This window comes from Bacillus sp. FSL K6-1033 (assembly GCF_038630765.1).
GTDB classification, from domain to species: Bacteria; Bacillota; Bacilli; order Bacillales; family Bacillaceae; genus Bacillus; species Bacillus altitudinis.
This window is the reverse complement of sequence record NZ_CP152041.1, coordinates 737305-760124: the sequence shown is the minus strand read 5'-3', so window position 1 is coordinate 760124 and position 22820 is coordinate 737305. Positions and strand designations below refer to the sequence as shown.

The window sequence follows — 22820 nt, the reverse complement described above, 5'->3', positions numbered from 1 at the left end:
TCAGCTGCTTATTCATTCATTTTTTTTACTTAACCTGCATAAACATTAATAAACACTGGAAATCCGCCTAAATGCACCATTGTAGAAATCAAATTAATTCTTTAGACTTGTGTCTTTTTACCTGTTTTATTGATATAACAACAGGAAAAATACAGAATTTTCTGTAATTATTAGGATAGATTTCACAAAAAGTTTTTCGGAAATCGAATGTTTTCGATGTCTTCCCAACTCTAGCTCGGACAGGCTGCCTTAGGTGCTCACCAGTTATGACTTTTCTATTTGTGCATTTCATGGTATATTCTAATGGTTCGTTTTCTTTCGTTCCGCCTCTTCCGTTTAACGGAGAAAAGGAGTGTTTAAATGAAAACATTTATTCAAAAAAGGGGCCTCGGCTTCTTTGTAATTGCAGCCATCTTGTTATGGCTCAAGACGTATACAGCTTATTTAATCGAATTTAAACTTGGTATATCAAATGTGCTTCAGCATATTTTGCTTTTTGTGAATCCTATTAGCTCCAGCTTGTTCTTTCTTGGCTTTGCTTTATTGTTCAAGAAAAAATGGCAGCCTGCCGCTATCATTGTGATTCACTTTTTCATGTCTTTTTTACTTTACGCAAACATCGTGTACTATCGATTCTTCAATGACTTTATCACGCTGCCTACAGTGATGCAGGCAGGAACGAATGGCGGACAATTAGGTGATAGTGCATTTTCACTCATGCGTTGGACTGATATGTTTTACTTTCTCGATACCATCATCTTGATCGTACTCGCAGTCCGCATGAAAAGACAGCAGCAAACAAGTACAGCGACTGTACCTGTTCAAAAAACAAAATCGTTTAGACTCGTTCTTGTGTCCTCTGTTCTGATCTTTGTTGTCAACTTAATCGCAGCAGAAATTGATCGCCCAGAGCTTTTATCAAGATCGTTCGACCGCAATTATTTAGTCAAATACTTGGGTGCTTATAATTTTACGGTGTTTGATGCCATTCAAAATGTGAAATCAAACAGCCAGCGTGCCCTGGCAAATTCAAGTGACGTAACAGATGTAGAGAATTATCTAAAGGCGAACAGCGCTGATCCTAACCCGGCTTATTATGGGAAAGCGAAAGGCATGAACGTCATTACGATTTCTCTTGAATCACTGCAAAACTTTGTCATTGATTACAAGGTGAATGGAAAAGAGGTCACTCCTTTCCTAAATTCATTAGCCCATGACAACAAAACGTTTTATTTTGATAACTTCTTCCATCAAACAGGACAAGGAAAGACATCTGATGCGGAATTTATGATGGATACGGGGCTTTTCCCATTATCACAAGGCTCTGTGTTTATTAACAAAGCTCAAAACACATATCAGGCGCTTCCTGGCATTTTGAAAAAGGACCAATACACGTCCGCAGAATTCCACGGGAATACAAAAACGTTCTGGAACCGAAATGAAATGTTTAAGTCCTTTGGATATGACAGATTTTACGATTCTGAATACTACGATATGAATGAACAAGATACGAAGAACTATGGATTGAAAGACAAACCGTTCTTCAAAGAATCCATGCCAATGCTTGAAAATCTGAAACAGCCGTTTTATTCAAAATTCATTACGCTGTCAAACCACTTCCCATTTGGTATGGATGAAGGTGATACTGATTTTGAACCTGGCGACTTCGGAGACTCCGTCGTTGATAACTACTTCCAATCTGCTCATTATTTAGATGAAGCCATTGAACAGTTCTTTAATGACTTGAAGACATCTGGTCTCTATGACAATACCGTCGTCATTATGTACGGTGACCACTACGGCATTTCAGAAAACCATAATGAAGCGATGGAAAAAGTGACTGGTGAAAAAATTGGAGATTATGAAAATGCCCAGCTTATGCGTGTGCCGCTCTTTATCCATGTGCCAGGCGTAAAAGGCGGACAGATTCATAAATACTCTGGTGAAGTGGATGTTGCGCCTACCCTTCTCCACCTGCTCGGAGATGATACGAAGAACTATTTAATGTCTGGTTCTGATATCTTATCGAAGAACTTTAAAGAGCTTGTGCCATTTAGAAATGGAGACTTCGTGTCGAAGGACTACACGAAAGTAGGCAACAACTATTACAGCAACAAAACAGGTGAAAAAATCGAGCCGACTGAAAAGGCATCACAAGAAAACGAAACGGTGAAAAAGATGTTAGAGACATCTGATAAGATTGTCACGGAAGATTTACTCCGTTTCTACAAACCTAAAGGCTTTACACCAATTGAGCGCAATGATTATGACTACACAAAGAAAGTACAGGATGAAAAAGATTCCTCTTCCGCCAAAGATGAATCCAGCTCGTCTTCCAAATAACTTTCTCATTTAAGGCCCCAGCCGATCCAAGATCAGCTGGGGCTTTTTACGTTTGATCCACATGGCACCGGGTATAGTTGAAGAAGGAGGGATTGATTAATCATGAAAAAAACAGCAGCTTTTGTCGTGACCGCTTCACTCGCTTCTTCCACCTTATTCGGTTTTAGCCCGGCGATTTCAGCGCACGCCCTGACCCAAACGCAGGCAGAACAGTCCATTCCTCAAGGGCCGAAAGCAGCGCTAAACAGCATTTATCAGCTAGCACATCAAGGACAAATGCCATACTATGCAGAAGGACTCAAAATAGGGGTTCAAACAAAAAAAGACGTTCGGCATAAACTAGGACAGCCTTATCCAGAAACGGGTCAAAGCGGCTTTGATTTGTATCATGCTGAGATGGGCAACCCTGGATTTGCTTTTCACTATGACAAAAAAGGCAAGATTAACGAAATCCGTTATTTTGGAACAAATGTAGAAAAAGAAACGAATATCGGAGGAATGACTCCTTCCCTATTAAAGAAACAGCTTGGATCAGCAGATTCAGTCAGCACCATCCCGCAAACAAAAGAGAAAAAATACGTTTATCAGACCGGTGATTATGAGCTCGAATTTATCGTCGGACATGATCCAGATATCAGTCAGCACGAGCTGACTGTGGTGCATATTAACCTCATCAAAGCCGGTTCCTAAATAAAAAGCATCCTGAATTTTTGCTCAGGATGCTTTTCTTTATTATGATGCCACTTCTAAATGCGGCTTTCTTTTCAGTTTTCGCTTAAGGACTGGACCTGCTACATAATCAAGACCAAATTTTCCGGCATTTCCTTTCGCTGCTATGATAAAGACGGCGATCAGAAGAAGAAGCGGGTTAACAGAGACGGTTCCAGCTAGTAAGAAAGAGACATTCATCACGCTTCCAAAAAAGGCTGCCGTTGTTGTGAACAATCCAACAATTAGTCCTAGACCAACTAAGATTTCTCCCCACATGACCATGACACTGAAGAGTCCGGCATTTGGCAACGCGACATTTTCTAAAAACCAGACATAGAACGGATAAACAAGATGTCCATCTTTCACAACAGGTTCAGCTATGGCAAATTGCAAATATCCTGATGCATCGAATCCGCCTGTTAGTTTTCCAATACCAGATGTCAGCCAGGTCCATCCGATATAAAGTCTTGCTGCCAAAAGGATAACCGCTGCCCATACATTCGTTTGTAAGAATTTTGTAAACATGATGATGCCTCCTTTTAAATTATGTGAAATATTTCACATTTTCTTTATGATCTTATTATACTATGTAAATATCATTTGTGATCCTTTTCACATATATATTCACAAATTGTTCATGAATATCTAGTCGAGGTAAACTTTTCCCTTGCTATTTCCGTCTAAGTTATTTCAGACAGTAAAAAGGGGTTACATTTTGTATGAAAACATTATTTCATTTTGCTTATTTACAGGCTATTTCATGTCTATTCCCCGTCATGATCTTTACAGCGCTTGCCCTATCAAAGATCGTGTCTATTCCTTTTCTTCCTCGATATGATGTTATTCTTCTGCTTTGCCTTATCGCACAGCTCCTCATGCTGATGCTGCGGCTTGAGACACTGACAGAGTTGAAGGTTATTTGTCTCTTTCATGTGATTGGAATAGGCTTAGAAATCTACAAAGTACATATGGGTTCATGGTCCTATCCTGAAGAAGCTTATACGAAAATTTTTGGGGTTCCGCTCTATAGCGGCTTTATGTATGCCAGTGTGGCAAGCTATATTTATCAGGCACTGACTCGGCTTCGCGTGAAGGTGAATGCGTGGCCTCACCCGTATCTTTCGATTGGGATCAGTTTATGTATTTACCTCAATTTCTTTACTCATCACTGGATTTATGATCTACGCTGGTGGCTGACATTACTCCTAGTGGTTGTGTTTCGAAAAACAACCGTGTCCTTTCAGGTCGGTTCATCGACCTTTCGCATGCCGCTTGTTATCTCGTTTTTACTGATTGGCTTTTTTATTTGGGTGGCCGAAAATGTCACGACCTTTTTAGGAGCATGGCAATATCCAAATCAGCAGCATGCTTGGTCTCTCGTCCATCTTGGTAAAATCAGTTCATGGTTTTTACTTGTTGTCATCAGCATTGTACTGGTAATCGAACAGCGAAAACAAAAAAACGTTCAGCCCATTTGATCTGGCTGAACGCTTTTTTTAGTCCCGATCGACTTCCTTACGAAGATCATCGGCGACAAATTCGACATTTGTTCCAATGATGATTTGTACGGAAGTTTTTCCTGACGTCAGTACCCCTTTGGCACCTGCTTTTTTCAATGTACCTTCATTTAATAAATTGGTATCTTCTACTGTTAAACGAAGACGGGTCGCACAATGGTCAATTGTGGTGATATTGTCTTTGCCGCCTAGTCCCTCTACGAGCATACTTGCTCCGGCAGTATGTGTATCATCCCCTGGGATATCTTCGATGTCATCATCTTCCCTGCCTGGTGTTTTTAGCTTTAACAATTTAATCAGGAAATAGAAAACAACAAAGTAAATCACGCCATAGATGACCCCAACCACAAGTAACAGAATGGGCTTTTGCGCAATTCCAAAACTTAAAACGTAATCAATCGCACCGGCTGAAAAAGCGAAACCGCTATGAATGCCTAAGGTGTTGACAATAAAGAGCGAAAGACCAGTTAATATCGCATGAACACCATATAAAAGTGGAGATAAAAACATAAATGAGAATTCAATTGGTTCTGTGATTCCTGTAATAAATGACGTCAGTGCCATTCCAATCATAAGACCGGCTGTTGCTTTTCGTTTTTCAGGCTTTGCGGTCACAACCATCGCGAGACATGCCGCTGGCAGTCCGAACATCATCACTGGGAAGAAACCAGTCATAAAGACACCTGCACTTGGATCACCTTTGAAGAACCGTGCTAAATCACCTGTCGCTCCGCTGAATTCACCGAATTGAAACCAAAATAGATTATTCAACACATGGTGAAGTCCTAATGGAATGAGCAAGCGGTTAAAGAAGCCAAACAGCCCGGCACCCGTTGCTCCAAGACTTAAAATCCACTCTCCCAAATCATTGATCACACTTTGAATTGGAGGCCATACATATCCAAAAACGGCTGCTAATAGAATGGTAAAAAGTGCTGTCATAATTGGCACAAGCCGTCTTCCACTAAAGAAACCTAAGTATTCCGGCAGTTTCGTGTCCTTAAATTTATTGTAAACGTAACCTGCCAAAAGTCCGCACAAAATACCACCCAATACCCCCATATTGTTGGTCGAATTGATCGACGTGGTACCAGCTGACAAAATAAAATAAGAAATCGCTCCAGATAACGCCGCTGCCCCGTTACCGTCCTTTGAAATACCAATCGCTACACCCATAGCAAAAATTAAAGCCAAATTCGCAAAAATTGCATTTCCTGCCGCATGAATAAACGGGATGTTGAATACATCTTCACGCCCAATAGCCAAAATGATACCCGCTGCAGGAAGCACAGCGATTGGAAGCATAAATGATTTTCCTAACTTTTGAAAAAACTGAAACACCATCTTATTTCTCCCCCCTTCGTCATCATCATGAACAAATCTCTCATGATGTTCATAAAAAATATATCATATGAACATCTAGTTATCTATACCAATTTGTCCACATCTCACCCGAATCTCAGCCTTTACTCTTTTGGCGTAAAATGTGGTAAGCTATTGAATAGAATGAAGTTATAGAAAGCGGGAATGAACAGTGATTGTCAAACATGATCATGAGTTAGAAGCCTTAAAAAAAGTCGGCCGAATTGTCGCTTTGGCAAGAGAAGAAATGAAAAGCCAAGCGAAACCAGGCATGTCTACAAAAGAATTAGATTTGATTGGGAAAAAAATATTAGAAGAGCATGGAGCCAATTCAGCTCCTGAAAAAGAATATGATTTCCCCGGTACGACTTGCATCAGTGTCAATGATGAAGTCGCACATGGCATTCCAAGTGAAAAAACCATTTTACAAGAGGGCGACCTCATTAATATTGATATCTCAGCAGAGCTTGATGGATATTATTCCGATACTGGGATTTCATTCGTTTTAGGTACAGGAGATGCTCGTCTTGAAGCATTATGCCAGTGTGCAGAGGATGCATTCCTTGAAGGATTAAAGCATGCGAAAGCCGGTAAAAGACAAAATCAAATTGGCCGTGCGGTCTACAATACAGCGAAAGAACAAGGATTTACCGTCATTAAGAACTTGACAGGACACGGTATTGGGAAAAGCCTGCATGAAGCACCTAACCATATTTTGAACTATTATGATCCATTCGATAATGCTTTGTTTAAGAATGGGACAGTCATCGCCTTTGAACCTTTCATTTCAACAAATGCTGAATCGATATATCAAGCGGATGACGGCTGGACATTTAAAACACCTGATAAGAGCCTGGTCGCACAGATTGAACATACGATTGTGATCACAAAAGACGAACCGATTATTTTAACAAAGCTGTAAGCAAGCGGGTCCCTTCCTTCACTGGAGGGGATTTTTTCATGCCCGTTTCACGAATCTGTCACGACTAAACAAAAATGCCTGTGGTAAAATAGGCAAAGATATGCGAAAGGGGTCTTATTTGATATGTGGTTCATCATCATCGGTGTTATCTTCTTTATTGAAAGTATTATTTTAACGGTTGTAGGTATTAAGAAAAAACAATCCATGATGACCTACCTCGGTATTGTCATCATGATTATGACAGTCGGCATGATCATTGTTACCCTCAACCCGCCAAATTCATAAATAATTATTTCCAGCATATACATGGATCATAGGCAGATAGAATCAGTTTTCATTTCTAAACACCTGCACACTTTTCACGTCCTTTTTTGAGATGTTACAATGCAGGCAGTTTCCATTGAAAGGAGTTTTCTATCATGCATTATGGTAGCAAAGGCTGGTATGTCGAAGAATTAAAGAAGCTTGGTGTGACCAAGCATGAAGGAAGAAAGCTTCAAAGCTTTAAAACTTATTTCCTTGCAAATCTTCTTGAGCAAAAGAAAACGAGCTCTTAAATGTTGAAAAGCCGTACATCCATATCAGATGTACGGCTTTTTTATATGGGCTGAACACGTTTTTCTAAAGACTTCCTGACCACATCTGCTAAGGCATCTACGTCAAGAACTGCTTTCAGCCTGTTTTGATCTACTTGACGGTATTTAACTTCATTGACTTCGTGGACAGTGATGGGATGGGGCGCTTTTTCGACTAACACAAGAGCTTCATCAGGAGAGACCATTCCTTCTTTCAGCACACGCAAATAAAAACCGGTATATCCCGTTTGCTGCACTTCCTTCACAAGCTTCATGTTTCCATGCTTAAGAGAGAGCTTCACACACGGCTGTCTTGGCTGACTGACCTCAACAATCGCTTCCCCAAACTGAAATACATCTCCAATACGGACTTCTGTCTCTACAAGCTGATGCACGGTCACGTTCTCACCGAAAGCTGCCTCCTGTAACGACACTCCTAAAAATTGCTCAAAATAAGTATAGTGATCATATGGAAAGACGCAAATGGCTTTATCATCACCTCCGTGATGGACCAAATCACCCTGACCATCTCCATCAAAATTGAGCTTACTCAAATAAACAGGCTCGTGAATACGCTTTTTGTTGATGGCTGTTTTGATTTCTTTACCATTCACATAGGTGGTGATAGGTTGTCCTACTTGAATTCCTTCAATGTCGTACCTTGTCTGCCCCACTCTTGCCATCTCCTTTGATTGTCTGATTGTTTTTATTTTACATGGTTTGACAGTCAAATCATAGTCGGTACGTGAAGGAACGAGGCAGGTTATGGTACGATGAGAAAAAAGGAGAGATGACATTGGTTCATTATCACGCTATTGTAAAAGGACGAGTGCAAGGAGTCGGTTTTCGATATTTTGTTCAAGGAGAGGCCGTCAATCGAGGGATAAAAGGCTGGGTACGCAACACAGATGAGGGTCACGTGGAGTTAAAAGTAGAAGGAGAGCAGCAGGAGGTTTTTGACTTTTTAGAGACCGTCCGTAAAGGTAGTCCTTTTTCAAAAGTCACACATTTGGACATGGAGCCGCTCACCGAGTTCGCCCATTATCAAGACTTTCGGATTAGAGGATAGTTGATGTGTACTCTTTATTTCACAACAGTAAATGGGTTTGCAACATAATAACCAATCAAGGTTGTACGTGAAGCATCTTTGTAGAGACTCACATGAACATCATAGTTGGCTGACCCACTGTTAGGAAGTAATAAACGAGTAGGTGCTGCGAAAGCGTTTTGTCCAGAGATAGACCCTTCGTGTGTAAAGACTGGTGTCACTGGGAAAGTAAGTTTTCGAATAGCAGCTGTATAATAAAGTGTTTCATTTGTTGTTGCGGTCATGTTGACGTTGACCTGAGGATGGAGCGAAGTATAAGTTGAACGATCGGTTGTCACCTTTAAATCGATGACATTCTGAACCATTGTTCCAGTAGTTGCTTTAGCTCTTTCATTACCTAGTGGTAGAAATCCGTTGAAACTGAATACAGCCAAAAATATGAGCAACGTTATTTTTTTCATCTATATTCCCCCTTTTTGATTTCACCGACATTAAACCATCATTTTCCAAATCAAACAACATTCAAAAGACTCATTTCATACAAAAAAACCTAGCTTTTCGCTAGGCTCTTTCCGTCCCGTGGTAGGGTTTTTCCTGATAAAAATAATTCGGTTTCACGATCGTATTGTCATAGTGACGATGGAAGATATGCGTAGCAGCTGGTGATACTGGCGGAATCAGCCATGTCCAATCACCAGTCAGCTTACGGTCAGCCTTTTCTTCCTGTTTTTCAAATTGTTTGAACTGATGGGCAGCTGTATGATGATCCACAATGGTCACCCCTGCTTCCCGGTAAGAATGAAGAACCGCCACATTCAACTCGACAATGGCTTTGTCCTTCCAAAGTGACGCATTCTTTGTCGTGTCCAGTCCTAAAATAGAAGCAACTTTTTTCAGCATATTGTAGCGGTTTTCGTCAGCTAGATTTCGTGCGCCAATTTCTGTTCCCATATACCATCCATTAAACGGTGCCGCATTGTAATGAATGCCACCAATTTCTAATTTCATATCAGCAATAATCGGAACAGCATACCATTTCAGTCCTAAATCACCGAACTCATCATATTCAGGATGAGTGATCTCTACCTCTTGAACGATCTCTTTCGGAAGATCATACAGAACCGGCGGCTGATCTTTTAGCTGAAACATAAGTGGCAGAAGGTCAAAATGCGAGCCTTCGCCTTTCCAGCCATGCGCTTCACACAACTTGGTTAATTCAAGTGATGCCTCGTCCCCAATGATGCCATATTCCGACTCATATCCCGCATAACGAACGAGTTGATGATTATAAATAACGACTTCCTTCCGTCCCTTATTCTCTGGTGGGAAGATGGTAATGGACGGTTTGATTTTACCCCCATTTGTCGCATACTCAATATGATGAAAGAGTGCCTCTTTCACCTCATCTTCTGTTGTCACGTGCCGGCAGTCATGCACATGCAGTGTTGACCAAAACAAGCGCCCAATGCACCGGTTGCTGTTGCGCCATGCCATTTTTGCCCCGTGAGCTAATTCTTCCTGCGTATGAGTATACATCCCGTCAGACTCAATTTCTTTTTTTATTTCATGCAGACGTGCTGCTTTTTCTTCATTTGATTTGCCTAATTCTTCATAGCATACAGAAATAAAAGCTTCTGCTTCATTCCACAACGCTTCTTGGTTACTCAAACATACTCGCCTCACTTTAATACGAATATATCCATTGTAGCGGTTTCTATTGATAAATTCACTTGTTTCAAACCATTTTTTATCATATCGTGCGACGATTGTCCTTAGACAATGGATGAATCAATGACTTCAAGGGTCTTTTGGAGCCAGCGAACATACCCTTTTTCCCTTTCAATTGCTCTTGTCAGCACTAAATAATGCCCGAATTGTGTTGAATGCAGTGATTGGGCAGATGGATCTTCTTCTGTTAAAACGTTCAGTTTCTGTTCAAGCATCTCTACTTTCTTTGTTCGCTCCTGCAGCTGATGTGAGAAGAGACCGGCCGCTTCTTTTTGATCCATAGATGAGATAAAGAACGTTTTTAACATAAATTCATCTTTTGTTGTGTCTGGAATCGGGCCTTTTTTCCTTAACCACTCATGCAGTTCTCTTTTTCCTGCATCAGTGATTTGATAAACCTTCTTCTCTAGCTTCTTTCCTTGTATGTGAATATCAAATTCAATAAAACCCTCTTCTGTTAGCCGCTTTAATTCAGGGTATATTTGACTATGCTTCGCACTCCAAAACTGTCCAAGGGAATCTTCAAAGTGTTTCTTCATATCGTATCCCGTCAGCTCACGCTGATCTAGTAAGCCAAGAATGGCATATTTCAGTACTCTCATGACATGCCTCCAACGCATATTCTTTGACAATAGTATACCATACACCCTAAAATAAACATGTAAATCATGACATGTTTGAAACAACATCATTTTAATTGAAAGAAGGAATAAACATGGATCAATTCGTTGGACTTCATATGATTTATACGTATGAAAATGGCTGGGAATATGAGATTTACATTAAAAATGATCACACCATTGATTACCGCATTCATAGCGGAATGGTTGGAGGCCGCTGGGTTCGTGATCAAGAAGTGAATATTGTGAAACTGACAAAAGGGGTATACAAAGTTTCCTGGACGGAACCGACTGGGACAGACGTGTCTTTGAACTTTATGCCTGAGGAAAAACGCATGCATGGCGTCATTTTCTTCCCAAAATGGGTGCATGAACGTCCAGATATCACCGTTTGCTATCAAAATGACTATATCGACCTCATGAAAGAATCCCGTGAAAAATATGAGACCTATCCGAAGTATGTCGTACCAGAATTCGCAGACATTACGTACATCCACCATGCTGGGGTAAACGATGAAACGATTATCGCAGAAGCGCCGTATGAAGGCATGACCGATGAGATCAGAGCTGGACGAAAATAGAAAAAGCGGCACGCACTGTGCCGCTTCTAGGGTGGTTGACAAAGGGCTAAAATGAACTTGATTTTAGTCCTTTTTATTTTATACCTAACGTCTTTTGAGATAACAGGAATCGGTAAACTGGTAGTTCATCGCCTACTTTTGATGCAATAAAACCTGATGACATATAGCTGTCTTTTGATTCTGGTTCAAGGGCAAGTGACAACAAATTGGTCTCTGGCTGTGCAGTCACATATACCTTTGTTCCTTTTGGCAGCTGACGTTTCTTTTCAACGAGTCTCGTTTCAAGCTGAATATCTGTTTTGCTTGTTTCTGCTCGTTTTGTCACCTCATAGGCTTGAACTGGTACTTTCATGCCAACAGGAAGTGTCACACTTTTTAACCCTAAAGTTCTGAGCTTTCTATCTACTCCTTCATGTCCTGGGAGAATGAGATAAGCTGTCGGCCGTTCTCTTGTCAATACAGGAACCGCATCACTTGCACTATGAAAACGCACTGGGACATTGGTGGTTTGTCCTTTCTCAATATCCACCATTTCAAGTGAATCGTTCACAGGCGCTTTGAAAGCATCTTGAATGACCACTTGATCATCATCGTTGGATTGAAGACCTTTTTTCACAAGTTTCAGCCGCTCCGTCACCATTTGCTGCTTCACCTGCTTAGCATGCTTCACTGTTGTCTCAATGATTTTTTCATGAGTGGTGACTTGTGCTGCCACGCGCCGGGTAAAGTCCTCTCTGCCAATTCCAATCCCTCTACTTTCTACAAGAAAGGATAAAGCTGGGGAAAGCGCCAGGGCATTTCGGCCAATTCGTGCATCGGTTCCGCCTTCATAAAGGTCGATCTTTCCGTCCTTCCCTCTTGTGTTTGTATAATATAAATCGTTGGAAAATCCCTTATTCGTCAATGCTTCACGCACTCCGTTGACGTACAATTCATTTGACGTTAATCGAATGCTTTCAGGAATGTTTAAATTCTTACCAGATAATATCAGCAAATCGTGATACTTGAGAGCACCTGATGCACCGATGTCTTCGAACTGCTTTTGACCGACATCATATTCATGGGCATCGATGACGACCTCGGGCGCATAGCGATTAAATTCTTGATGAAGGGCTGTCAGCTCTGGAGATTCTAGTGTCATGTGGTCACGGTTGCCATCCATTCCGTTTGCAAGCCTGCGGTCAAATGCATAAGAACCATCTGGGTTGATTCTTGGGACAATGATGACGTTGACATGGCTCAGGATACGCTCTCCTTCATCACCTGCTAGTCGTTTAGCGATGACAAGGGCAGATTCACCGGAGGCTGGTTCATTTCCATGTATTTGTGCTTGAAGCCAGATCGTTGGCTTTTTTGACAGTGGAGAGATGTGACGATCCTTTGTAAAATAGAGGGCTGGAATGGACCTGCCTTCAATGGATGTTCCAATCTGTTTCTGCGTGGCGTAAGGACTTTTACTGACAATGTCACGTAAAAAATCTTGAAGCTCTTCTTGTGTGGTAAATGCTTTTCCTTTTTTCTGAAAAGCAGGGGTATCAAACGTTTCGTCAGGCTCAGGATACAGTTTTTGAACCGAGGCTGGCTGCTCATAGCTTTTTCCATAATAAGGGGTCTCTGCATTCGCTGAAGCTGGGGTCACCATCGACAAACTTCCTGCCATGAGGCATACAGCAGCAAAAAGAATGGTACTTTTCTGTTTGGACATGCTATCCTCTCCCTTCGTTGATTTGCATTATAAAGAAAAAAACAGCAAAAGTGTCAGCATTTTTCAAAAATATATCTTTTGGAGGAATCATGTATGTCTTTATATAGGGCAAATGAATGGATCTTGCCCTGCAATAGGACCTAAAAAAGAGCGCCTGCATGAACAGCAGACACTCTTCTCATTACCAGATCGAAATGGCTCCAATGAGAACCGCCATCACTGTCATGGCGACGACTGCAAGAACCGCCCATTTCATGCCAAATTTCTGATGCTGATCTAGTGATACCCCAACGAGTCCAACAAGTAAATGAGTCGATGGAACAAGTGGGCTTAACATGTGAATCGGCTGACCAATGATAGATGCTCTCGCAATCTCAATTTTATCGACACCGTATGCTGCCGCTGTTTCTGATAGGATCGGCAGTACCCCATAAAAGTATGCATCATTCGGCATAAAGAAAGTGAAGATCCCGCTTGTTAGCGCGACAATGACTGGAATAAACCCGCCAAGCTGCTCTGGAATAGCCGAAACAATCGAAATCGCCATTTCATCAACCATTTTCGTCCCAGTTAAGATGCCTGTAAAAACACCTGCCGCAAAAATCATCGAAGCAATCGCCAAAACATTTGTTGAATGAGCCGCAATCCGCTCACGCTGCTGCTCTAAATTCGGATAGTTCACGATAATGGCAACACAGAAGGCAAGAACAAACAGAACCGTTAAGCTTACTTTTCCAGACACTAGCAAGAGAACCAATAGCAAAGTCAGTGTCAGGTTAAACCACCAAAGTTTCGGTCGCTTAATATCATCTTGCAGTGCCGCTGCCATTTCATTTGCATGAATCGGCTGTTCGAGCTCAATAACACCAAGACGTTTTCTTTCAGACTTCCCAAGAAAGTATGCCACCACAATCATGCTCAAAACCCCTGCGCCAATGACTGGAATCATCGGGCCAAATAAAAGTGATGGATCAACGCCAAGTGCACTTGCCGCTCTAGGTGTTGCCCCTCCCCATGGAATCGTATTCATAATCCCCATGCCGACTCCGGCGATACCCGCTAAAATAATCGGACGAATGCCAAGCAGTGTAAATAACGGAAGCATCGCTGTTGTTGTAATCATGTACGTTGTGGTTCCATCACCGTCAAGTGCGACAAGCATCGTCAGGACAGCTGTTCCGACCACAATTTTTAATGGATCGCCTTTGACGATGTTTAAAATTTTTGCCACCATCGGATCAAATAAACCTGCATCAATCATAATCCCGAAGTACAAAATGGCAAACATGATCATGACCGCCGTTGGTGCAACTTGCTGTACACCTTTAACAATCATATCTGAAATTTCTGTAAAATGAAAACCTGCAATAAGAGCAAATGCAATCGGTGTTAATACTAATGCCGTTAGAACAGACATACGTTTCGTCATAATTAAAACCATAAATACAACCATCATAAGAAATCCTAAGATCGCTAACATTTTGTTCACCCCTTATGTTGTATACGCTTTCATTAAATGTTGGTATCCCATTTCCAACCCTTTCTGTCATGATATCTGACGCCTGAATTGAAGTAAATATTATGAATTTTAATTCTTTTTTGGTCGATAAATGCTTTTTGTTCATTTTGTGCAATTGTTGTTGTTTGTTGGTTCCATGAAAAAAGCGGTCTCATTTGACCGCTTGTTCTCCTTGTATAAATTGCTCATATCGCCTTAATTGATCTTCCATAAAGACCTTTGCTTCTTTACTGTTCATATAACGGCTTGTCCAGCCTTTTTGTTTTAACTGATTTTTCCATGACTTCGTTTGCGTCATTTTTTGAAGAAGCTGATCCCATGCTCGAATGTCGTGCTGATTCATTTGCTTTGGTCCCATCACACCACGCCAATGAGAGAAGATGAGCGGAATCCCCTGTTCTTTCCAAGTGGGCACGTCTTTGAATCCTTCTAAACGCTGATTCGTTGTGGTCGCAACAAGCTTCAGCCTATTCTTTTCATAATCATGACGAACCTCTGTAATGGTCGTGGTTGCCGCATCTACCTCATGGTCAATGAGCGCTTGGAATAAATCATCTGCACTATCAAATTTTAAAAACTGAATGCGGTACGGATCAATTCCTGCCATTTCGGCAGCCCGTGCAAATGAGATTTGATCATCATTTCCAAAGTCCGGGGCAAACCCAATTTTTAAGGAATCTGGTTTCTTTTTTAATGCTTGTAATAGCGCTTTTCCATTTGAGAAAGGAGAATCAACTGGCACTGCAACTACCTGCCACTCTTCCGCAAGAATAGCGAGCGGGGTGACATCATTCATGGTCACGTTACTGCTGCCCAGCAAATTACGGCTTAATAATAAGCTTGAATTTAAACTAATATAATTGGCATCTCGCTCCATCATATAGGTCCATCCTTTATCAACCGTTCCGCCTCTTTGATAAAGAATATGCACAGGCTCTTCCACTAGCTTTTCTTGTTCTAGCACGGTTTTCATCACTTGAGCTGTTTGGTCAAATCCGCCATCAGGTACACCTGATACCACAATGTATAATGGGCTGTGCTCCAGGAAAGAATCTTTTGCTGTTTTTTCATTAAAGGTGAGCGTTGTACAAAGGCAGACCAAAATGAGTAAGAGTATTCCTTTTTTCATTTTTATGACTCCGTTTGTTTTTTGGCGGGATAATATTTCCGTTCTGGTCTACCAATGATTCCATACGCCAGCTCTGCCCGGCATTCTCCCGTTGTCACAAGATACTCTACGTATCGTCTTGCTGTTGTGCGTGATGCGCCCATTTTTTCTCCGAGTTCTTCCGCTGTAATTCCGTTCATCTCTGCTGCCATGAATGTTTTCACTTTGTCCAAAGTCAATGAATTAATGCCTGTTGGCAAGTCTCGCTCATCCTTTTGCTGCGATTCTTCCTGCATCTGACCAAAAAACAGATCAATCATCGTTTGATTGACTTCCTCTTTTGAATTGATTAACTCTCTCTTCTCTTTATATTCGGTTAAAACCTGCGTGAATTTTTGGGCGGTCACTGGTTTGATTAAATAATGAACGACTCCATAATGCAGTGCGTCTCTTAACAGCATCGTTTCCGTTGCAGCCGTGATAATGATCACATCCACTTCAGGATGGCGCTCTCTTAACAGCGGCAAAAGGTTCGTGCCGAGCTCATCAGGCATGTAGACATCAAGTAAAATGAGATCCACTTGTTCTTTTTGAAGTGCCTCCCACAGATCCTTTGCACTCTTTGCCTTGCCGGCCACTTGAAAGCCTTGTACCTTTTGGATATAAGATTCATGAATCGCAGCGATTCGAAAATCATCTTCCGCAATGAGTACCTTTATCACAACCTATTCCCCCTTTGTGCCTTTCGGTATGTAAACAGTGAAGATGGCACCGCCTTCTTTTTGGTTCGCAACTTCAATCCAGCCCCCAAGTTCATCTAGCACTTCTTTGACATTGGCAAGTCCATAACCTCGCCCTTCTCCCTTTGATGAATGTCCTCTTGTGAAAAGTTGTGAAATGGCTCCTTCATCTACACCGTCCCCTGAATCAGATACCTCTATGATAATATCAAATCCAATATCTGTGATGAACAAGCTGACTTCTCTTTTCTCTTTATTCAATACAGCCTCAAACGCATTGTCTACGAGATTGCCAATGATGGTAATAAAGTGAGATAAACTTAAATGGGCTGGGAGCGGCTCCAATGAACTATTTTCATCAATGTGGAAATGAACCTTTTTCTCAGATGCCTTTCCTAACTTCCCAAGTAAAATGGCTTGTATCTTCGGAGAGCGAATTTGCTTTATGAGTAAATCATGCTGGCGATTTTGAAGTGTATACTCTTCTTTAATTAACTCAATGGCTTCATCCACTTGTTTCAACTCAAGCAAGCCTAAAATAGCGTACAGTTTATTCGAAAATTCATGTGTTTGTGCTCTAAGGTCTTCTGAATATTGACTGACCTCTGTCAATGTATCCAGCAGCTTTGTCAGCTCTGTTTTCTCCCTGAAGCTCACAATTCCTCCAAATACTCGATTGTCCTGCACCACTTTTTTGACATTTAGCACGAAGGTTTTATCATTGACGACTGATTCTATGTTAGGTTCAATCGTCTCTACCTTTAGATAGGAAAGAAGATTGGCATTTGGCAACACTTGATCAATATGAAGAGGCAGCGTTGAAGAGACGCGCAGCATCTGTTCAGCTGACGTATTCATCATCGTAATGGCACCTTTACGGTCAAATGCAATGATTCCCTCTTTAATCGCATGCAGCATCGCTTCTCTTTCTCGATATAATGAAGCAATTTCATGCGGTTCAAGCCCTAATATATCTTTTCGAATACTCCTTGTTAAAAAAATCGCTCCAAAAACCCCAGGCAAGAGCACAAGAAGGGCAATATAACTTAATTTGAATAGTTGATGAGCTGTCGCTTGGTCGATATCTCTTTTTAAAAATTCGACACTGACTGTCCCAATAATCTCTTCATAACTGCCAGTTTCTTTCATGATCGGAGCACTTCCTCTGACAACGGTTTCACCATCAGAATCACCCGTTGATATGGAAGTTCCTCCAAATAGCAGTGTACTTCTCCCTTCCGACACACTGATGGTTTTCCCTACATCCTCATGATTCGTATGAAAAAGAACCTTTCCTTTTTGATTGGTGATAAAAATGGCATGCGCTCTTACTTGCTCTTTCATTTGCTCAAGCACAGCCTGTTCTTCATTTTGCGAATCTCCCGTGGCCACCGATGTTTTAATAGGCGGCATATAAGATATCGTTCTAGCAGTTTGCACCGCCAGCTGTTCAGCTTGGCTCTGCCTTTCTGATGTCTGCAAAAAACCAAAACAAATGGTCAATAAGGCAATAACAACAAGTAAAAGACCAATAATTAACCCCAAAATTTTTGTTTGTAAAGTGACTTTCCTTTTGCCCATCCTCACCGCCACAACCCCTAATTCAGTAGATTCACCCGAATAGACTCTAAGAAAATCATATCATTTTTTCTCATGAAGTTAAGAGAAAATTCACACAGACAAAAAAGGATGACTCAGTATTGAGTCATCCCTGTGTGCCTATTACGTGATGGATAAACCAGCACTTGCATAGCCTGCTACAGTATTCACTAAAGAAAGACCTGTAGCTGATGCCGAGAATACGACAAGTAATCTTGTTTCTGGTGTGACTGGTACATTTAAACCAGTAGCGATGCCGTTTGTAATAGCCCCTAGCGTTAAAATCCCGGTTAACGCTGGAGCCAATGTGACGCTCGCTACTTGAGTGAAGCTGTTATTTGGTGTCGGTGAAGCAAACAGACTAGCAGTTACAGTAATACTCGTGCCAACTAAAGAAAGGGCTGCAGTCGTGCTAAAATAGCCGGCAAATGACGTAATGGTTCCAGCTCTTGGAACGGAGAATGCCATGTTTAACAATGTTCCTGCTGCTCCGGTTAAATCAATGATTCCTCCTACAATACTGACACCTGTCGCCGAGTTACCGAATCCGACCAAGCTAGATGTTCCAACTAGACCGCCTGCGATTGTGGTTAAAACAGCTGGCGTACCAGATGCAAATGGAATAATCGCACTTGATCCTGTCACACCTGTGACGCCTGTTGCACCGGTTGCTCCCGTGGCACCTGTTCCTGTAGCCCCTGTTGCACCCGTATCTCCTGTTACACCTGTGGCGCCTGTGACTCCGGTCGCTCCTGTTGGACCTGTATCTCCGGTGACACCGGTTGCTCCCGTGGCGCCTGTCACACCTGCGGCTGCCAATAAAGTATAATCTGGAGACGTATCTGGTGTGCCAGTTGGTGGCGCTGTATTTACGATATAAGTTCCACCTTCATATGTCACCACTTGACCTACTGGATAGGTTGGAGCTGTTGCTGGGTCAAATGCCAAAATACCAGCTAACCCTACTCCGGTTGCCCCGGTATCTCCCGTTGCTCCTGTGGCTCCGGTTACTCCAGTCGCTCCCGTATCTCCTGTTGCACCTGTGGCTCCGGTCGCTCCCGTGGCTCCGGTTACTCCGGTCGCTCCCGTATCTCCCGTTGCACCTGTGGCTCCGGTTACTCCAGTCGCTCCCGTATCTCCTGTTGCACCTGTAGCTCCGGTTACTCCGGTCGCTCCCGTATCTCCCGTTACACCTGTAGCTCCGGTTACTCCAGTCGCTCCCGTATCTCCCGTTACACCTGTGGCTCCGGTTACTCCGGTCGCTCCCGTATCTCCCGTTGCACCCGTGGCTCCGGTTACTCCGGTCGCTCCTGTATCTCCCGTGGCGCCTGTCACACCTGCGGCTGCCAATAAAGTATAATCTGGAGACGTATCTGGTGTGCCAGTTGGTGGCGCTGTATTTACGATATAAGTTCCACCTTCATATGTCACCACTTGACCTACTGGATAGGTTGGAGCTGTTGCTGGGTCAAATGCCAAAATACCAGCTAACCCTACTCCGGTTGCCCCGGTATCTCCCGTTGCTCCTGTGGCTCCGGTTACTCCAGTCGCTCCCGTATCTCCCGTTACACCCGTGGCTCCGGTTGCTCCAGTCGCTCCCGTATCTCCTGTTGCACCTGTAGCTCCGGTTACTCCAGTCGCTCCCGTATCTCCTGTTGCACCTGTAGCTCCGGTTACTCCAGTCGCTCCCGTATCTCCCGTTACACCTGTAGCTCCGGTTACTCCAGTCGCTCCCGTATCTCCTGTTGCACCTGTAGCTCCGGTTACTCCAGTCGCTCCCGTATCTCCTGTTGCACCTGTAGCTCCGATTGCTCCTGTCGCTCCTGTATCTCCCGTTGCACCCGTGGCTCCGGTTGCTCCAGTCGCTCCCGTATCTCCTGTTGCACCTGTAGCTCCGGTTACTCCAGTCGCTCCCGTATCTCCTGTTGCACCTGTAGCTCCGGTTACTCCAGTCGCTCCTGTATCTCCCGTTGCACCCGTGGCTCCGGCTACTCCAGTCGCTCCTGTATCTCCCGTTGCACCCGTTGCTCCGGTTACTCCGGTTGCGCCTGTATCTCCTGTAGCACCGGTCGCTCCTGTTCCTGTTGCTCCCGTGGCGCCCGTATCTCCTGTGGCGCCGGTTGCTCCGGTTGCGCCTGTATCTCCTGTAGCACCGGTCGCTCCTGTTCCTGTTGCTCCCGTGGCACCCGTATCTCCGGTGGCTCCGGTCGCTCCGGTTGCGCCTGTATCTCCTGTAGCACCGGTCGCTCCTGTTCCTGTTGCTCCCGTGGCACCCGTATCTCCGGTGGCTCCGGTCGCTCCAGTAGCACCTGTATCTCCAGTAGCGCCGGTCGCTCCTGTTCCTGTTGCCCCTGTGGCACCCGTATCTCCTATTGCTCCGGTCGCTCCGGTTGCGCCTGTATCTCCAGTAGCGCCGGTCGCTCCTGTTCCTGTTGCTCCCGTGGCACCCGTATCTCCGGTGGCTCCGGTCGCTCCAGTAGCACCTGTATCTCCGGTGGCTCCTGTCGCTCCGGTTCCTGTTGCTCCCGTTGCGCCCGTATCTCCGGTGGCTCCGGTCGCTCCAGTAGCACCTGTATCTCCGGTGGCTCCTGTCGCTCCGGTTCCTGTTGCTCCCGTTGCGCCCGTATCTCCGGTGGCTCCGGTCGCTCCGGTTGCACCTGTATCTCCAGTAGCACCGGTGGCTCCGGTTCCTGTTGCTCCCGTTGCGCCCGTATCTCCGGTGGCTCCGGTCGCTCCGGTTGCACCTGTATCTCCAGTAGCACCGGTGGCTCCGGTTCCTGTTGCTCCTGTGGCACCCGTGGCGCCCGTATCTCCCGCAGCTGCTAACAATGTATAATCTGGAGACGTACCTGGCGTACCTGTTGGTGAAGCTGTATTCACCACATACGTACTTCCATCAAATGTCACCACTTGACCTACTGGATAGGATGGGGCATCCGCTGGATCAAATGCTACGATACCAGTTAAGCCTACACCGGTTGCGCCGGTTGCTCCCGTGGCGCCCGTTGCTCCTGCTGGACCCGCTGGGCCTACTGGACCCACTGGACCCGCCGGACCTGCTGGGCCTCTCCTTCCTCTTCCCCCTGGCGGTCCTTGAATGACACACACACAAGGATCTTTTCCACAGCATGGATTTTTTACTGGTTTCCTTGGTTTGTCTGATTTACCTTTCTTACAACTATCACATTCCCAGCCATCATCCTTATACGCATCATACCAGCTTCCTTTTTGGTAGTGGTCTGTCGAATGAGTTGGGTATATCTTTCCGCATTGTCTACATTTTCTCATAGAATCACCCCAATCCATCGTATTCATCATGATCGATAAAGGTGTATGTACAATTTTATTTTTATCAAAAAATTTGAAAGGCCTTGCACTCTACGTGCAAGGCCCTCTCTCCATCGTTAAAATGTCATCGTCATTTTTAAATCTTTTCCTACCATACTATATTCAATATCCGCTGGACGGATCGCCTTTTTTAGTTTTTTTACCCCTTCTCCTTCAAAAAAAGTAGGTGCATCTTTCCCTCCAATCAACAAAGGTGCCATATAGATAACAGCTTCGTTCACAAGGGATGCTTCTAAAAATGACGCACTCACACTGCCCCCTGCCTCTACAAGCACTGACATCACAGAGCGCTTCTTCAACATGTGTAACACATCCTGAAGATCTGTCCGGTGTTCTCCGCTTGTGACAAATACTTGATGACCTTTTTGTATCAACTGTTGATACTTTTGATGATCATAATCTTGTGATGTACAAATTATGGTTTCTGCCCTATGATCGGTTAAGCATTTGGCATGAAGCGGTATCCTTAATGTTGAATCTAAAATGACACGAATGGGCTGATGGTTGAATGAATCCTTTACAATTAAGCCGGCATCATCTTGAATAATCGTTTCCACTCCTGTCAGCACCGCATCTGCTTCTTGACGTAAGCGCTGCACTTCTGTTCTCGCTTCTATTCCAGTGATCCATTTGCTTTCTTGATCAGCCGTGGCAATTTTCCCATCTATCGAAATAGCTGATTTTAAAATGACATAAGGAAGGTTTGTTTGCATCAAATGAAAAAAAGGAGCATTTAAACGATCTGCTTCCTGTTTACATATCCCTTGCTCCACTTCAATTCCAGCCTTTTTCAAAAAGGCAATTCCTTTACCTGCAACAACCGGATTCGGATCTTGGGTGGCAATCAACACTTTCTTCACACCACTGCTAATGATCGCTTCGGTGCAAGGGCCTGTTTTTCCGTGATGTGTACAAGGTTCGAGTGTCACATACATGTCAGCTCCCTTCGCATTTTCTCCTGCCATTTGTAGCGCATGAATTTCAGCATGAGGCTCGCCAGCCTTCATGTGCGCACCAATCCCAACGATCTCACCGCTCTGAACAATTACTGCACCAACAAGCGGATTGGGTGAGGTTTGTCCTTTCATCGCCTTTGCGTTGGCAATCGCTAGTTTCATATAAAAAACATCGTCTTTCATCTCGGACTCCTTTCTTCTCTCAAGGGAAAGAACTCCTTCAGAAAATGAAGGAGTTCTATTCTCATGTGCTATACTTTCTCAAGCCGTTTCTTTTCAGATCGATCATAGTAAGGCAAGGAATAAAACAGTTTATATGATGCTCGTTGTTTACAAAAACAGCATTTGCGACATTCATATTTATTAATGAGGAGCACATGCGGACAATTGAGTACAGTCAGACCTTTTTTCATATGTTCCTTGCAAACACTTATCATG

At 43.4% G+C, this 22820-nt stretch carries 21 protein-coding genes; 8 read left to right on the top strand and 13 right to left on the bottom strand.

Features of this window, described 5'->3' with window-relative positions; all coding sequences use genetic code 11:
- Positions 1-360 precede the first annotated feature (360 nt).
- Both MHH31_RS03755 and MHH31_RS03750 read left to right on the top strand, forming a co-directional pair.
- Positions 361-2343, top strand: a complete 1983-nt coding sequence (locus MHH31_RS03755) for an LTA synthase family protein (protein ID WP_008341764.1) — start codon at positions 361-363, stop codon at positions 2341-2343.
- Between the two features lie 102 nt (positions 2344-2445).
- Entirely contained in the window at positions 2446-3033 is a 588-nt protein-coding gene (locus MHH31_RS03750) for a YjgB family protein (protein ID WP_060780873.1), read from the top strand.
- A 42-nt stretch (positions 3034-3075) separates the two neighbouring features.
- Here MHH31_RS03750 and MHH31_RS03745 read toward each other — a convergent pair whose 3' ends face one another.
- Positions 3076-3579, bottom strand: a complete 504-nt coding sequence (locus tag MHH31_RS03745) for a DoxX family protein (RefSeq protein ID WP_017366814.1) — start codon at positions 3577-3579, stop codon at positions 3076-3078.
- 194 nt (positions 3580-3773) lie between these two features.
- On the opposite strand from MHH31_RS03745, the gene MHH31_RS03740 reads away from it, so the two are divergent.
- Positions 3774-4532, top strand: a complete 759-nt coding sequence (locus MHH31_RS03740; RefSeq protein WP_138278235.1) for a DUF817 domain-containing protein — start codon at positions 3774-3776, stop codon at positions 4530-4532.
- Positions 4533-4550: 18 nt separating this feature from the next.
- On the opposite strand, the gene nagE is transcribed toward MHH31_RS03740, so the two are convergent.
- Positions 4551-5915, bottom strand: a complete 1365-nt coding sequence (gene nagE / locus MHH31_RS03735; protein ID WP_282916944.1) for an N-acetylglucosamine-specific PTS transporter subunit IIBC — start codon at positions 5913-5915, stop codon at positions 4551-4553.
- Between the two features lie 190 nt (positions 5916-6105).
- Between nagE and map the strand changes: the two genes are divergently transcribed.
- From map to MHH31_RS03720, 3 genes are all read left to right on the top strand, one after another.
- Positions 6106-6855 carry a type I methionyl aminopeptidase gene (map, locus tag MHH31_RS03730; protein ID WP_008341769.1) on the top strand — a complete coding sequence of 250 codons (750 nt, stop codon included), beginning with the start codon at positions 6106-6108 and terminating at the stop codon, positions 6853-6855.
- A 123-nt stretch (positions 6856-6978) separates the two neighbouring features.
- Positions 6979-7140: a hypothetical protein gene (locus MHH31_RS03725; RefSeq protein WP_008341770.1), complete on the top strand. Its 162-nt coding sequence runs from the start codon at positions 6979-6981 to the stop codon at positions 7138-7140.
- A 134-nt stretch (positions 7141-7274) separates the two neighbouring features.
- Positions 7275-7412, top strand: a complete 138-nt coding sequence (locus MHH31_RS03720; protein WP_008341771.1) for a YflJ family protein — start codon at positions 7275-7277, stop codon at positions 7410-7412.
- Positions 7413-7453: 41 nt separating this feature from the next.
- On the opposite strand, the gene MHH31_RS03715 is transcribed toward MHH31_RS03720, so the two are convergent.
- The gene (locus MHH31_RS03715) at positions 7454-8104 is read right to left on the bottom strand and encodes an MOSC domain-containing protein (RefSeq protein ID WP_017358777.1); all 651 of its coding nucleotides are present in this window, start codon (positions 8102-8104) and stop codon (positions 7454-7456) included.
- A gap of 122 nt (positions 8105-8226) precedes the next feature.
- On the opposite strand from MHH31_RS03715, the gene MHH31_RS03710 reads away from it, so the two are divergent.
- Entirely contained in the window at positions 8227-8499 is a 273-nt protein-coding gene (locus MHH31_RS03710; protein WP_017358776.1) for an acylphosphatase, read from the top strand.
- 14 nt (positions 8500-8513) lie between these two features.
- On the opposite strand, the gene MHH31_RS03705 is transcribed toward MHH31_RS03710, so the two are convergent.
- The 3 genes from MHH31_RS03705 to MHH31_RS03695 all read right to left on the bottom strand — a co-directional run bounded on the left by MHH31_RS03705 (position 8514) and on the right by MHH31_RS03695 (position 10808).
- Positions 8514-8939, bottom strand: coding sequence for a hypothetical protein (locus MHH31_RS03705; RefSeq protein WP_024719346.1), 426 nt, complete (start codon positions 8937-8939; stop codon positions 8514-8516).
- Between the two features lie 100 nt (positions 8940-9039).
- Positions 9040-10146 carry a nitric oxide synthase oxygenase gene (locus tag MHH31_RS03700; RefSeq protein WP_342495300.1) on the bottom strand — a complete coding sequence of 369 codons (1107 nt, stop codon included), beginning with the start codon at positions 10144-10146 and terminating at the stop codon, positions 9040-9042.
- 104 nt (positions 10147-10250) lie between these two features.
- Positions 10251-10808, bottom strand: coding sequence for a PadR family transcriptional regulator (locus MHH31_RS03695; protein ID WP_039168079.1), 558 nt, complete (start codon positions 10806-10808; stop codon positions 10251-10253).
- A gap of 113 nt (positions 10809-10921) precedes the next feature.
- Here MHH31_RS03695 and MHH31_RS03690 point away from each other — a divergent pair, with 113 nt between their 5' ends.
- The gene (locus MHH31_RS03690) at positions 10922-11407 is read left to right on the top strand and encodes a phenolic acid decarboxylase (protein ID WP_008341777.1); all 486 of its coding nucleotides are present in this window, start codon (positions 10922-10924) and stop codon (positions 11405-11407) included.
- Positions 11408-11480: 73 nt separating this feature from the next.
- Here MHH31_RS03690 and MHH31_RS03685 read toward each other — a convergent pair whose 3' ends face one another.
- The 7 genes from MHH31_RS03685 to ribD all read right to left on the bottom strand — a co-directional run bounded on the left by MHH31_RS03685 (position 11481) and on the right by ribD (position 22565).
- Positions 11481-13112 (bottom strand): M14 family metallocarboxypeptidase, encoded by a 1632-nt coding sequence (locus MHH31_RS03685; RefSeq protein ID WP_342495299.1) that lies wholly within the window; start codon positions 13110-13112, stop codon positions 11481-11483.
- A 181-nt stretch (positions 13113-13293) separates the two neighbouring features.
- Positions 13294-14592 carry a citrate:proton symporter gene (locus tag MHH31_RS03680; protein ID WP_024719341.1) on the bottom strand — a complete coding sequence of 433 codons (1299 nt, stop codon included), beginning with the start codon at positions 14590-14592 and terminating at the stop codon, positions 13294-13296.
- 190 nt (positions 14593-14782) lie between these two features.
- Positions 14783-15760 (bottom strand): tripartite tricarboxylate transporter substrate-binding protein, encoded by a 978-nt coding sequence (locus tag MHH31_RS03675; protein WP_342495298.1) that lies wholly within the window; start codon positions 15758-15760, stop codon positions 14783-14785.
- A 2-nt stretch (positions 15761-15762) separates the two neighbouring features.
- Entirely contained in the window at positions 15763-16461 is a 699-nt protein-coding gene (locus tag MHH31_RS03670; protein ID WP_212361155.1) for a response regulator, read from the bottom strand.
- A 3-nt stretch (positions 16462-16464) separates the two neighbouring features.
- A complete protein-coding gene (locus MHH31_RS03665) occupies positions 16465-18060 on the bottom strand; it encodes a sensor histidine kinase (protein WP_342495297.1) in 1596 nt (531 codons plus the stop codon).
- Positions 18061-18201: 141 nt separating this feature from the next.
- Positions 18202-21366 (bottom strand): collagen-like repeat preface domain-containing protein, encoded by a 3165-nt coding sequence (locus MHH31_RS03660; RefSeq protein ID WP_342495296.1) that lies wholly within the window; start codon positions 21364-21366, stop codon positions 18202-18204.
- Positions 21367-21482: 116 nt separating this feature from the next.
- Positions 21483-22565 carry a bifunctional diaminohydroxyphosphoribosylaminopyrimidine deaminase/5-amino-6-(5-phosphoribosylamino)uracil reductase RibD gene (gene ribD / locus MHH31_RS03655; protein ID WP_342495295.1) on the bottom strand — a complete coding sequence of 361 codons (1083 nt, stop codon included), beginning with the start codon at positions 22563-22565 and terminating at the stop codon, positions 21483-21485.
- Between the last annotated feature and the right edge of the window lie 255 nt (positions 22566-22820).

Excerpts from the sequence above, each read along its gene's own strand:
- ribD (WP_342495295.1), bottom strand. The coding sequence starts at position 22,565 with ATGAAAGACGATGTTTTTTATATGAAACTAGCGATTGCCAACGCAAAG.
- MHH31_RS03740 (WP_138278235.1), top strand. The coding sequence starts at position 3,774 with ATGAAAACATTATTTCATTTTGCTTATTTACAGGCTATTTCATGTCTA.
- MHH31_RS03665 (WP_342495297.1), bottom strand. The coding sequence starts at position 18,060 with ATGGGCAAAAGGAAAGTCACTTTACAAACAAAAATTTTGGGGTTAATT.
- MHH31_RS03720 (WP_008341771.1), top strand. The coding sequence starts at position 7,275 with ATGCATTATGGTAGCAAAGGCTGGTATGTCGAAGAATTAAAGAAGCTT.
- MHH31_RS03660 (WP_342495296.1), bottom strand. The coding sequence starts at position 21,366 with ATGAGAAAATGTAGACAATGCGGAAAGATATACCCAACTCATTCGACA.
- MHH31_RS03750 (WP_060780873.1), top strand. The coding sequence starts at position 2,446 with ATGAAAAAAACAGCAGCTTTTGTCGTGACCGCTTCACTCGCTTCTTCC.
- MHH31_RS03690 (WP_008341777.1), top strand. The coding sequence starts at position 10,922 with ATGGATCAATTCGTTGGACTTCATATGATTTATACGTATGAAAATGGC.
- MHH31_RS03695 (WP_039168079.1), bottom strand. The coding sequence starts at position 10,808 with ATGAGAGTACTGAAATATGCCATTCTTGGCTTACTAGATCAGCGTGAG.
- MHH31_RS03745 (WP_017366814.1), bottom strand. The coding sequence starts at position 3,579 with ATGTTTACAAAATTCTTACAAACGAATGTATGGGCAGCGGTTATCCTT.
- MHH31_RS03705 (WP_024719346.1), bottom strand. The coding sequence starts at position 8,939 with ATGAAAAAAATAACGTTGCTCATATTTTTGGCTGTATTCAGTTTCAAC.
- MHH31_RS03680 (WP_024719341.1), bottom strand. The coding sequence starts at position 14,592 with ATGTTAGCGATCTTAGGATTTCTTATGATGGTTGTATTTATGGTTTTA.
- MHH31_RS03725 (WP_008341770.1), top strand. The coding sequence starts at position 6,979 with ATGTGGTTCATCATCATCGGTGTTATCTTCTTTATTGAAAGTATTATT.
- MHH31_RS03675 (WP_342495298.1), bottom strand. The coding sequence starts at position 15,760 with ATGAAAAAAGGAATACTCTTACTCATTTTGGTCTGCCTTTGTACAACG.
- nagE (WP_282916944.1), bottom strand. The coding sequence starts at position 5,915 with ATGGTGTTTCAGTTTTTTCAAAAGTTAGGAAAATCATTTATGCTTCCA.
- MHH31_RS03685 (WP_342495299.1), bottom strand. The coding sequence starts at position 13,112 with ATGTCCAAACAGAAAAGTACCATTCTTTTTGCTGCTGTATGCCTCATG.
- MHH31_RS03755 (WP_008341764.1), top strand. The coding sequence starts at position 361 with ATGAAAACATTTATTCAAAAAAGGGGCCTCGGCTTCTTTGTAATTGCA.